Raw genomic sequence first — 13297 nt, forward strand, 5'->3', positions numbered from 1 at the left:
AACATGCCCATGGCGATCCGGCTGACCGGACACCTCGACCACACCGCCCTCCAAGCAGCCCTCCACGACGTCATCCAACGCCACGAGACCCTGCGCACGGTCTTCGGGGAAGCCGACGGCGTGCCGTACCAGCGGGTACTGGAGACCGTGGAACCCGACCTCCCCGTCGTCACCACCACCGAGGCCGAGCTCGCCGGGCGGTTGGAGCGCCTCGCCACCCACACCTTCGACCTGGCCGACGAGATCCCCCTGCACGTCACCCTGCTGGAGGTGTCTCCCACCGAGCATGTTCTGGCGCTGGTGCTGCACCACATCGCCGCCGACGGCTGGTCCATCGCCCCGCTCGCCGAGGACCTGGGACGGGCGTACACGGCGCGTGCCGCGGACCGGCCCGTCGAGTGGCCCGCCGAGCTGCCCGTGCAGTACGCGGACTACGTGCTGTGGCAGCAGCGGCTCCTCGGTGACGTCGACGAGCCGGACAGCGTCATCAGCCGGCAGGTCGCCTACTGGCGGGACGCCCTGGCGGGGGTTCCCGAGCGGCTGAACCTGCCCGCGGACCGCCCGTACCCCGCCGTGGCCACCTACGCCGGTGGCGTGGTGCCCTTCGCGCTCGGAGCGGATGTGCACCGGTCGGTGATCGCGCTTGCGCGCGAGACCGGCGCGACCGTGTTCATGGTCGTGCAGGCCGCGCTCGCCGCCCTGCTGCACAAGCTCGGCGCGGGTACGGACATCCCGATCGGCTCCCCGATCGCCGGCCGCACCGACCAGGCCCTCGACGACCTGGTGGGCGTGTTCGTCAACACGTTGGTGCTGCGCACCGACGTGTCGGGCGATCCGTCGTTCCGTGAGCTGCTCGCCCGGGTCCGTGAGACGGACCTGGCCGCCTACGCCCACCAGGACGTGCCCTTCGAGCACCTGGTGGAGGTCCTCAGCCCGGCGCGGTCGCTCTCGCACCACCCGCTGTTCCAGGTGCTGCTCGCGGCGGAGGACGTCGACGCGGGACTGGTCGAGCTGCCCGGCCTCACGTCCAGCCTGCGTCCGCTCGGCACGGGGACGGCGAAGTTCAGCCTCTCCGTCTCCTACAGCGAACGGCACCTCGACGACGGCAGCCCCGCCGGCATCGACTGCCGGATCGAATACAGCGCCGACCTCTTCGACCAGGACACCGCGCGGCGCATCGCGGCGCACCTGCACCAGTTCCTGGCGGAGGCCGTCCACCACGCGGACCGGCCGCTGCGGACCCTCGACGTCCTGACGGCCCCGGCCCGCCACCAGATCCTGGCGGAGTGGAACGCCACCACCCACGAGACGGCCGAGCACACGCGTACGCTCACGGACCTTCTCCAGGCTCAGGCGGAACGGACACCCGACCGCACGGCCGTGGTCTTCGAAGGCAGTGAGCTGACGTACGCGGAGCTGTTCGCACGGGCGGACCGGCTGGCGGCCCTGCTGACGCGCCGCGGTGCGGGTCCCGAGGCCGTGGTCGCGGTTGCCGTCCCCCGCTCCGTCGACCTGATCGTCGCCCTCCTGGCGGTGCTGAAGTCCGGTGCGGCCTACCTGCCGATCGATCCCGACGACCCGTCCGAGCGCACCGGGTTCGTGCTCGGCGACGCACAGCCGGTCCTCCTGCTCGTCACCGAGGAGACGTCCGCCCTCCTGGCCGGAACCGACGCCCTACCGGAGCGGATCGTGCTGGACGGCCCCGAGACCCGGGACGGCCTGGCCCGGACGGCGGACGACGCGGCGGAAGAGCCGGAGTCCGTCCGGCGCGCCCCGCGTCTGCTGCCGCGGCACCCCGCCTACGTCATCTACACCTCGGGTTCCACCGGCCGCCCGAAGGGCGTCATGGTTCCCCACGAGGGAATCGTCAACCGGCTGCTGTGGATGCAGGAGCAGTACGGCCTCACCGGCGACGACCGGGTGCTGCAGAAGACTCCGTCGAGTTTCGACGTGTCCGTCTGGGAGTTCTTCTGGCCGCTGATCGCGGGCGCCGGTCTCGTCGTCGCGCGACCCGGGGGCCACAAGGACCCGGCGTACCTCGCCGACGTCATCGAGAAGCAGCAGGTCACGACCACGCACTTCGTGCCCTCGATGCTGCGCGCCTTCCTGGCCGAGCCGGCGGCCGCGGCCTGCGCGAGCCTGCGGCGGGTGATCTGCAGCGGTGAGGCCCTGACCGCCGACCTCACCCGGTCCTTCCAGGCGACCCTGAACATTCCGCTGCACAACCTCTACGGTCCGACCGAGGCATCGGTCGACGTCACCCACCATGCCTGTGCTCCGCAGGAAGGGACCGGCGAGGCCCACCCCCCGATCGGCCGACCGATCTGGAACACGCGGGTGTTCGTGCTGGACGCCGCTCTGGCTCCGGTACCGGTGGGTGTGGCCGGCGAACTGTACCTGGCGGGCACCGGCCTGGCCCGCGGCTACCTCAACCGTCCGGGGCTGACGGCGGAACGCTTCGTCGCCAACCCCTTCGGTGGCCCCGGCGAGCGGATGTACCGCACCGGCGACCTCGTCCGCTGGAACACCAACGGTGAGCTCGAATACCTCGGACGGGCCGACTCCCAGGTCAAGGTCCGCGGCTTCCGCATCGAACTCGGCGAGATCGAAGCCGCACTGACCACCCACGAGGACATCGCCCAGGCAGCGGTCGTCGTCCGCGAGGACCGCCCCGGCGACCAGCGCATCGTCGCCTACGCCGTACCCACCACCGGCGGCGTGGTGGAACCCTCCGCTGTGCAACGGCGGTTGGCGCAGGTGCTGCCCGAATACATGGTGCCCTCGGCGGTCGTCGCCCTGGACGCGCTGCCGTTGACCGCCAGCGGGAAGCTCGACAGGCGGGCGCTTCCCGAGCCGTCCGTTGACGTCTCCCGCACCGGGCGGGCCCCACGGACGCCACAGGAAGAGGCCCTGTCCGCCATCTTCGCCGAGGTCCTCGGGGTCGGCCGGGTGGGTGTCGACGACAGCTTCTTCGAGCTGGGTGGGCACTCCCTGCTGGCCACCCGCCTGGTCAGCCGCGTGCGATCCGTCCTGGGCGTCGAACTCTCCGTACGCGCCGTGTTCGAAACCCCCACCGTCGCAGGCCTGGCCGAGCGGCTGTCCGACACCGGCACCCGCCCGGCCCTGCGAGCCACGGCCGACCGCCCGGAACGGGTACCCCTGTCCTTCGCCCAACGACGCCTGTGGTTCCTGCACCGCCTCGAAGGACCCAGCGCCACCTACAACATGCCCATGGCGATCCGGCTGACCGGACACCTCGACCACACCGCCCTCCAAGCAGCCCTCCACGACGTCATCCAACGCCACGAGACCCTGCGCACGGTCTTCGGGGAAGCCGACGGCGTGCCGTACCAGCGGGTACTGGAGACCGTGGACCCCGACCTCCCCGTCGTCACCACCACCGAGGCGGACTTGGAGCGGGGCATCGCCGAGGCAGCGGCCCGCCCGTTCGACCTGACCGCCGAGAGCCCCCTGCGCGCGACGTTGTTCGAGCTGTCGTCGCACGAGTACGTGCTGCTTCTGCTGATGCACCACATCGCCGGTGACGGCGGCTCGCTCGGCCCCGCGCTGCGGGACGTGGGCGAGGCGTACGCGGCACGGGTGGAGGGCCGGACGCCCGGCTGGACCGAGCTTCCGGTGCAGTACGTGGACTACACCCTGTGGCAGCAGGAGTTGCTCGGGGACGAGAAGGACCCCGACAGCCTGGTCAGCAGCCAACTCCGCTACTGGGCCGAGGCGTTGGAGGGCATTCCGGAGCAGTTGGAGCTCCCGGTGGACCGCCCGCGTGCGGCGGTGGCCAGTTACGCGGGTGACGCGCTCCCCCTGACGATCAGCCCCGAGCTGCACGGCAGGGTCGTGGCGCTCGCCCGGCAGTGCGGGGCGAGTGTGTTCATGGTGCTGCAGGCCGGACTCGCGGTCCTGCTCAAGCGCCTGGGCGCCGGCTCCGACATCCCCCTGGGCTCCCCCATCGCCGGCCGGACGGACGAAGCACTCGACGACCTCGTCGGATTCTTCGTCAACACCCTCGTCCTGCGCACCGACGTCTCCGGCGACCCGTCCTTCCGCGAGCTCCTCGCCCGCGTCCGTGAGACGGACCTCGCCGCCTACGCCCACCAGGACGTCCCCTTCGAGCACCTGGTGGAGGCCCTCAACCCCACCCGCTCGCTGTCCCACCACCCCCTGTTCCAGGTCATGCTGGCCTTCCAGAGCGCGAAGACGGGCGAGCTGTCCCTGCCCGGCGTGACGGCGAAGAGCACACCGGTCGGGACGGGCACCTCCCGCTTCGACCTGCTGTTCAGCATCGACGAGCGGATCTCCGGTGCGGGTGCACCGTCCGGGCTCGAGGGCTTCGTGGAATACAGCACGGACCTCTTCGACCGCGGCACCATCGAGTCCCTGGTCGAACGACTGGTACGGGTCCTGGAACAGGTCGTCACCGAACCCGACCTGCGGATCGGGGCAGTGGACGTCCTCTCCGCGGCCGAGCGTGACCGGCTGGTGGTGCAGTGGAACGACACGAGCCGGGACACGGTGGTACCCGGTGTGCTCTCCGACGCCTTCGAGGCGCAGGTGCGCGCCACGCCCGACGCACCGGCACTGGTCTTCGACGCCACCGAGCTGTCGTACCGCGAGCTGAACGAGCGGGCCAACCGTCTGGCACGCCTGCTGATCGCCCGGGGCGCCGGACCCGAGCAGCTGGTCGCGCTGGCCGTACCCCGCTCGGCCGAACTGATCGTCGCCGTGCTGGCGGTCCTCAAGACCGGCGCCGCCTATCTGCCCCTGGACGTGGAGTATCCGGCGGAGCGCCTCGCCTTCATGGTGCGGGACGCGAGCCCGGTGCTGATGGTGACGACCGCCGCGGCGGCCGACCGCCTGCCGGAGGGTGTCGCCCGCGTGCTGCTGGACGACCCGGCGGTGACCGGCGAACTCGCGCAACTGCCGGCAGCGGACGTGGACCCGGGTGAGCGTCGTGGCATCGTCCTCCCCCAGTCCCCGGCGTACGTCATCTACACCTCCGGCTCCACCGGCACCCCCAAGGGCGTCGTGATGACCGTGGGCGCGCTGGCCAACCTGATCGCCTGGCACATGACGTCCATCGGCGGTGAACCGGGAGCCTCGGTGGCACAGTTCACCGCGATCAGCTTCGACGTCTCGGCACAGGAGATCCTGGAGACCCTGGGATCAGGGAAGCGACTGGTGGTCCCCGACGCCGACGTACGACGCGACGCGACCCGGTTCGTCCACTGGCTCGAAGAACACCGGATCCAGGAACTGTACGCACCCACCGTCATGGTCGAAGCCGTGTGCCAGGCGGCACTGGAACAGGACCGCACACTCCCCGACCTCCGCCATGTCGCTCAGGCCGGCGAAGCCCTCCTGCTGAGTCCCGCGGTACGGGAGTTCTTCTCCGCACGCCCGGACCGCACCCTCTACAACCACTACGGCCCCGCGGAGACGCATGTCGTCACCACGTACACCCTGCCGGGCGAACTGTCGGGTCTGGGGGCGACGGCGCCGATCGGCGGGCCCATCTGGAACACGCAGGCATACGTCCTGGACGACGGACTGACCCCGGTACCGACCGGAGTGACCGGCGAACTGTACCTGGCCGGCACGGCCCTGGCCCGCGGCTACCTCAACCGTCCCGGGCTGACAGCCGAACGCTTCGTCGCCAACCCCTTCGGTGGCCCCGGCGAGCGGATGTACCGCACCGGCGACCTCGTCCGCTGGAACACCGACGGCCAACTCGAATACCTCGGCCGCGCCGACTCCCAGGTGAAGATCCGGGGCTTCCGGATCGAGCTGGGTGAGGTGGAGGCGGCGCTGACGGCCCAGGAGGCGGTGGCGCAGGCCGCGGTGGTGGTGCGCGAGGACCGTCCCGGTGACCGGCGGGTCGTCGCCTATGCGGTGCCGGCGTCCGGTGCTGTCGTGGAGGCGCCCGCGCTGCGTCGGCGGCTGGCGGAGCTGCTCCCGGACTACATGGTGCCGTCGGCGGTGGTCAGCCTGGACGCCTTGCCGCTGACCCCCAGCGGCAAGGTGGACCGGCGGGCACTCCCTGCCCCGGCCCTGGACGTCTCCCTCTCGGGACAGGCCCCGCGGACGCCGCAGGAGGAGATCCTGTGCGGCGTCTTCGCCGAGGTGCTCGGTGTGGACCAGGTCGGCGTGGGGGACAGCTTCTTCGAGCTGGGCGGTCATTCGCTGCTGGCGACCCGCCTGGTCAGCCGGGTGCGATCCGTCCTGGGCGTGGAACTGTCCGTGCGCGCGGTGTTCGAGGCACCGACGGTCGCTGCCCTGGTGCAGCGGCTGCCGCAGGCCCGTACGGCCAGGAAGGCACTGCGGGCGGCCGTCGAACGGCCGGAGACGGCACCGTTGTCGTTCGCACAGCGGCGGTTGTGGTTCCTGCACCGCCTCGAAGGGCCGAGCGCGACCTACAACATGCCGATGGCGATCCGGCTGACCGGGGAGCTGGACCGCGCCGCCCTGCAGTCCGGACTCACCGACGTGCTCACACGCCACGAGAGTCTGCGGACGGTCTTCCCCGAAGTGGACGGGGTGCCGCGGCAGAAGGTGCTGGGCGTCGCCGAGGCCCGCGTCGAGCTGACGGTGGTGCCGACGACGGAGGACGAGCTGCAGGCGAAGCTGTCCGACGCCGCCGCCGAGGGCTTCGACCTGGCGAGCAGCCTCCCGCTGCGGGTGACGTTGTTCGTTCTGTCGCCGACCGAGCACGTCCTGGTACTGGTGCTGCACCACATCGCGGGCGACGGCTGGTCGTTGCGCCCCCTGTCGCGGGACGTGGCCGAGGCGTACGCGGCACGGGTGGAAGGCCGGACGCCCGGCTGGACCGAGCTTCCGGTGCAGTACGTGGACTACACGCTGTGGCAGCAGGAGTTGCTGGGACGCGAGGACGATCCCGAGAGCGTCATCAGCCGACAGGTCGACTACTGGAAGACGACCCTGGCGAACGTCCCCGAGCGGTTGGACGTTCCGGTGGACCGTCCGCGTCCGGCGGTGGCCACGTACCGGGGTGACCTCATCGACATCGAGATGAGCGCGGAGTTGCACGGCAGGGTCGTGGCGCTCGCCCGGCAGTGCGGGGCGAGTGTGTTCATGGTGCTGCAGGCCGGACTCGCGGTCCTGCTCAAGCGCCTGGGCGCCGGCTCCGACATCCCCCTGGGCTCCCCCATCGCCGGCCGCATGGACGAGGCACTCGACGACCTCGTCGGATTCTTCGTCAACACCCTCGTCCTGCGCACCGACGTCTCCGGCGACCCGACGTTCCGCGAGCTCCTCGCCCGCGTCCGTGAGACGGACCTCGCCGCCTACGCCCACCAGGACGTCCCCTTCGAGCACCTGGTGGAGGTCCTCAACCCCACCCGGTCGCTGTCCCACCACCCCCTGTTCCAGGTCATGCTGGCGCTGCAGAACACCCCGCAGGGCGCGTTCGCCCTGCCCGGGCTGGACAGCCGCATCGAACCGGTGGGCACCGGGACGTCACGCTTCGACCTCTTCTTCAACCTGCGGGAGCGGACCTCCGGCACGGGCACCCCGTCCGGCCTGGAAGGTTTCGTGGAGTTCAGCACGGACCTCTTCGACCGCAGCACCATCGAGTCCCTGGTCGAACGACTGGTACGGGTCCTGGAACAGGTCGTCACCGAACCCGACCTGCGGATCGGGGCAGTGAACGTCCTCTCCGCGGCCGAGCGCGACCAACTCGTGCTCCAGTGGAACGACACGAGCCGGGACACGGTGGTACCCGGAGTGCTCTCCGACGCCTTCGAGGCACAGGTACGCGCCACACCCGACGCACCCGCGGTCGTCTTCGGCACCACCGAGCTGTCGTACGCCGAACTCAACGAACAGGCCAACCGCCTGGCACGCCTGCTGATCAACCACGGCGCCGGACCCGGACAACTGGTCGCACTCGCCGTACCCCGCTCGGCCGAGATGATCGTCGCCGTCCTGGCGGTCCTCAAGAGCGGCGCCGCCTACCTGCCCCTCGATCTCGACTATCCCGCCGAACGCCTGGCGTTCATGGTGCGGGACGCGAGCCCGGTGCTGATGGTGACGACCGCCGCTGCGGCCGACCGCCTGCCGGAGGGTGTCGCCCGTGTGCTGCTCGACGATCCGGCGGTGACCGGAGAGCTCGCGCAACTGCCGGCAGCGGACGTGGACCCGGGTGAGCGTCATGGCGTCCTGCTCCCGCAGTCCCCGGCCTACGTCATCTACACCTCCGGCTCCACCGGCACCCCCAAGGGCGTCGTCGTCGCACAGGAAAGCGTCGCCGACCTCCTGTCATGGGCGGTCACCACCTTCGACCAGAACCAGCTGTCCAAGGTCCTGGCAGCCACCTCCCTCAGCTTCGACGTCTCCGTCTTCGAGATCTTCACCCCCCTGGTATCCGGCGGCTCACTCGAGGTCGTCCAGGACGTCCTGGCCCTACTCGGCCGCACCTGGACAGGAAGCCTCATCAGCGCCGTCCCCTCAGCCCTCGCCCAAGTCATCGGACAGTCCAACCTGACAGTCCAAGCCACAACCGTGGTACTCGCCGGCGAAGCACTCTCAGCACAAGCAGTCACCGACATCCGCACCGCACTCCCCGACTGCCGCATCGCCAACATCTACGGACCCACCGAAGCCACCGTCTACGCCACCGCCTGGTTCACCCACAACAACGACACCACCGTCACACCCCCCATCGGCCACCCCATAGCCAACACCCAGGCATACGTCCTGGACACCGCTCTGGCTCCGGTACCGGTCGGCGTAGCCGGCGAACTGTACCTGGCAGGCACCGGCCTGGCCCGCGGCTACCTCAACCGCCCCGGCCTGACAGCCGAACGCTTCGTCGCCAACCCCTTCGGTGGCCCCGGCGAGCGGATGTACCGCACCGGCGACCTCGTCCGCTGGAACACCAACGGTGAACTCGAATACCTCGGCCGCGCCGACTCCCAAGTCAAGGTCCGCGGCTTCCGCATCGAACTCGGCGAGATCGAAGCCGCACTGACCACCCACGAGGACATCGCCCAGGCAGCGGTCATCGTCCGCGAGGACCGCCCCGGCGACCAACGCATCGTCGCCTACGTCGTACCGAAGACGGATGCGGCGCAGTCGGACGACCGGGTGGAAGGGGAACAGGTCGACGAATGGCAGCAGGTCTACGACTCCATTTACGCGGAGTCCCAGGACGCTGTCGGTTTTGGTGACGACTTCACCGGATGGGTCAGCAGTTACGACGGACAGCCCATTCCTCTCGAGCAGATGCGCGCCTGGCGCGACGCGACCGTCGACCGCATCCTGTCGCTGAAGCCGCGACGCGTTCTGGAACTGGGTGTGGGCAGCGGCCTGTTGCTGGCGAAGCTCGCCGGACACTGCGCGGAGTACTGGGGAAGCGACTTCTCGTCCACCGTCGTCGAGAAGCTGCGGTCGGACGTCGCACAGCAACCGGACATCGCCGACCGCGTGCACCTGCTGTGCCAGCCCGCCGACGCAACGGGCGGCCTGCCGGTGGAGTACTTCGACACGGTCGTCATCAACTCGGTGATGCAGTACTTCCCCGGCAGCTCCTATCTGCTCACAGTGGTGGAGAACGCCCTTCGACTGCTCAAGCCCGGCGGCCGGCTGTTCATCGGCGACGTACGGAATCTGAATCTGGTCCGCAGCTTCCAGGCCGCCGTGCACATGGCCCGTTCGGAGAACGCGGAGGACGTTTCCGCTGTGCGCCTTGCCGTCAGCCGCGCGGTGTCGGACGAAAAGGAACTCCTGGCGTCACCGGCCTTCTTCACACATGTGCGTGACCGGTTCGACGACGTGAACGCGGTGGACATTCGCATCAAACGGGGCGAGCACCACAATGAGCTGACCCGGCACCGCTATGACGTCATCGTGCACAAGCAGGCACCGGCAACCGTTTCCTTCGCGCAGACCGAGTCGCTGCGCTGGGGCCGCGACGTCTCCGGTACGGACGAGCTGGCACGGTATGTGAGGCAGCGGTGCCCCGCCGCCCTGCGTGTCACCGGCGTCGCCAACCAGCGGCTGGCGCACGAGGTCTCCCTGCTGCACGCGATCGATGCGGAGGAATCGATCGCGGAGGTACGTCGGCGTGCCGCCGATCCCGGCACTACCGGCTGGGACCCCGAATCGTTCCATGCCCTTGGCGCGGAATGGGGTTACGAGGTCGTGACGACGTGGTCGGACACCGGCTCCGACGGGTCGTTCGACGTGCTCCTCCACCGCGCCCAGGACGACGGGACCGCGCTCACCGATGTCTATCTGCCCGGTGCCGGGCGGCAGGCGGCGGACGGTGCCCGCCTGACCAACGATCCCGCGGCTCAACGCCAGACGGCGGCGCTCATCACCTCGCTGCGCCGGGAGCTTCCCCAGGTGTTGCCGGAATACATGGTGCCGTCCGCGGTGGTGAGCCTGGATTCGCTGCCGTTGACGCCGAACGGAAAGCTCGACCGCCGGGCCCTGCCCGCGCCGGACTTCGCCGGACAGGTCACCGGGCGCGGCCCGCGCACGCCGCAGGAAGAGACGCTGTGCGACCTGTTCGCCGAAGTGCTCGGGCTGCCTCGGGTCGGTATCGATGACAGCTTCTTCGAGCTGGGCGGTCATTCGCTGCTCGCGACGCGCCTGATCAGTCGGGTGCGGGCCGCACTCGGCGTGGAGATCTCGATCGGCAGCATTTTTGATGCCCCGACCGTCGCCGGGCTGGCCGGTTCGCTGAAAAACACTGGAAAGACACAGAGGCCAAAGCTGCGTCGCATGCAGAGGCCGGGGGAGACTCGATGATTCCGCTCTCGTTCGCGCAACGCCGGATGTGGTTTCTGCATCGCCTCGAAGGGGTCAGCGCGACCTACAACATTCCGTTGGCCATGCGCCTGTCGGGAACCCTGGACCGGGCAGCCCTGCGGCTGGCTCTCACGGACGTGGTCGAACGCCACGAGAGTCTGCGGACGGTCTTCCCCGAAGTGGACGGGGTGCCGCAGCAGAAGGTGCTGGGCGTCGCCGAGGCCGGCGTCGGGTTGTCGGTGGTGCCGACGACGGAGGACGAGCTGCAGGCGAAGCTGGCCGACGCCGCCGCCGAGGGCTTCGACCTGGCGAGCGACCTCCCGCTGCGGGTGACGCTGTTCGTTCTGTCGCCGACCGAGCACGTGCTGCTGCTGGTGCTCAACCACATCGCCGCTGACGGATGGTCCTTCGCACCGCTGTCGCGGGACGTGGGCGAGGCGTACGCGGCACGGGTGGAGGGCCGGACGCCCGGCTGGACCGAGCTTCCGGTGCAGTACGTGGACTACACCCTGTGGCAGCAGGAGTTGCTCGGGGACGAGAAGGACCCCGACAGCCTGGTCAGCAGCCAACTCCGCTACTGGGCCGAGGCGTTGGAGGGCATTCCGGAGCAGTTGGAGCTCCCGGTGGACCGCCCGCGTGCGGCGGTGGCCAGTTACGCGGGTGACGCGCTCCCCCTGACGATCAGCCCCGAGCTGCACGGCAGGGTCGTGGCGCTAGCCCGGCAGTGCGGGGCGAGTGTGTTCATGGTGCTGCAGGCCGGACTCGCGGTCCTGCTCAAGCGCCTGGGCGCCGGCTCCGACATCCCCCTGGGCTCCCCCATCGCCGGCCGCATGGACGAAGCACTCGACGACCTCGTCGGATTCTTCGTCAACACCCTCGTCCTGCGCACCGACGTCTCCGGCGACCCGACGTTCCGCGAGCTCCTCGCCCGCGTCCGTGAGACGGACCTCGCCGCCTACGCCCACCAGGACGTCCCCTTCGAGCACCTGGTGGAGGCTCTCAACCCCACCCGCTCGCTCTCCCACCACCCCCTGTTCCAGGTCATGCTGGCGCTGCAGAACACCCCGCAGGGCGCGTTCGCCCTGCCCGGGCTGGACAGCCGCATCGAACCGGTGGGCACCGGGACGTCACGCTTCGACCTCTTCTTCAACCTGCGGGAGCGGACCTCCGGCACGGGCACCCCGTCCGGCCTGGAAGGTTTCGTGGAGTTCAGCACGGACCTCTTCGACCGCGGCACCATCGAGTCCCTGGTCGAACGACTGGTACGGGTCCTGGAACAGGTCGTCACCGAACCCGACCTGCGGATCGGGGCAGTGAACGTCCTCTCCGCGGCCGAGCGCGACCAACTCCTGCTCCAGTGGAACGACACGAGCCGGGACACGGTGGTACCCGGAGTGCTCTCCGACGCCTTCGAGGCACAGGTACGCGCCACACCCGACGCACCCGCGGTCGTCTTCGGCACCACCGAGCTGTCGTACGCCGAACTCAACGAACAGGCCAACCGCCTGGCACGCCTGCTGATCAACCACGGCGCCGGACCCGGACAACTGGTCGCACTCGCCGTACCCCGCTCGGCCGAGATGATCGTCGCCGTCCTGGCGGTGCTGAAGTCGGGTGCCGCCTATCTGCCCCTGGACGTGGAGTATCCGGCGGAGCGCCTGGCCTTCATGGTGCGGGACGCCGGCCCGGTGCTGATGGTGAGCACCGAGGAGGTCGCCTCCGGGCTCCCGGACGGCGTGGCCCGTGTGCTGCTCGACGATCCGGCGGTGACCGGCGAGCTCGCGCAACTGCCGGCAGCGGACGTGGACCCGGGTGAGCGTCATGGCGTCCTGCTCCCGCAGTCCCCGGCCTACGTCATCTACACCTCCGGCTCCACCGGCACCCCCAAGGGCGTCGTCGTCGCACAGGAAAGCGTCGCCGACCTCCTGTCATGGGCGGTCACCACCTTCGACCAGGACCAGCTGTCCAAGGTCCTGGCAGCCACCTCCCTCAGCTTCGACGTCTCCGTCTTCGAGATCTTCACCCCCCTGGTATCCGGCGGCTCACTCGAGGTCGTCCAGGACGTCCTGGCCCTACTCGGCCGCACCTGGACAGGAAGCCTCATCAGCGCCGTCCCCTCAGCCCTCGCCCAAGTCATCGGACAGTCCAACCTGACAGTCCAAGCCACAACCGTGGTACTCGCCGGCGAAGCACTCTCAGCACAAGCAGTCACCGACATCCGCACCGCACTCCCCGACTGCCGCATCGCCAACATCTACGGACCCACCGAAGCCACCGTCTACGCCACCGCCTGGTTCACCCACAACAACGACACCACCGTCACACCCCCCATCGGCCACCCCATAGCCAACACCCAGGCATACGTCCTGGACACCGAACTCACCCCGGTACCAGTCGGCGTAGCCGGCGAACTCTACCTGGCGGGCACCGGCCTGGCCCGCGGCTACCTCAACCGCCCCGGCCTGACAGCCGAACGCTTCGTCGCCAACCCCTTCGGGGGCCCCGGCGA

At 69.8% G+C, this 13297-nt stretch carries 2 protein-coding genes; both read left to right on the forward strand.

The features are described from left to right. The first annotated feature begins 9 nt into the window (after positions 1-9). On the forward strand, positions 10-10788 hold the full coding sequence (locus tag ACWC94_RS41990; RefSeq protein ID WP_450803019.1) for an amino acid adenylation domain-containing protein: 10779 nt from the start codon (positions 10-12) through the stop codon (positions 10786-10788). Beyond that, positions 10785-13297: non-ribosomal peptide synthetase (locus ACWC94_RS41995; RefSeq protein WP_450803021.1), on the forward strand; the 2513-nt coding region annotated here is incomplete at its 3' end. The genes ACWC94_RS41990 and ACWC94_RS41995, both read left to right, overlap by 4 nt.

The sequence above is a fragment of the Streptomyces sp. NPDC001135 genome (assembly GCF_053598395.1).

Excerpts from the sequence above, each read along its gene's own strand:
- ACWC94_RS41990 (WP_450803019.1), top strand. The coding sequence starts at position 10 with ATGGCGATCCGGCTGACCGGACACCTCGACCACACCGCCCTCCAAGCA.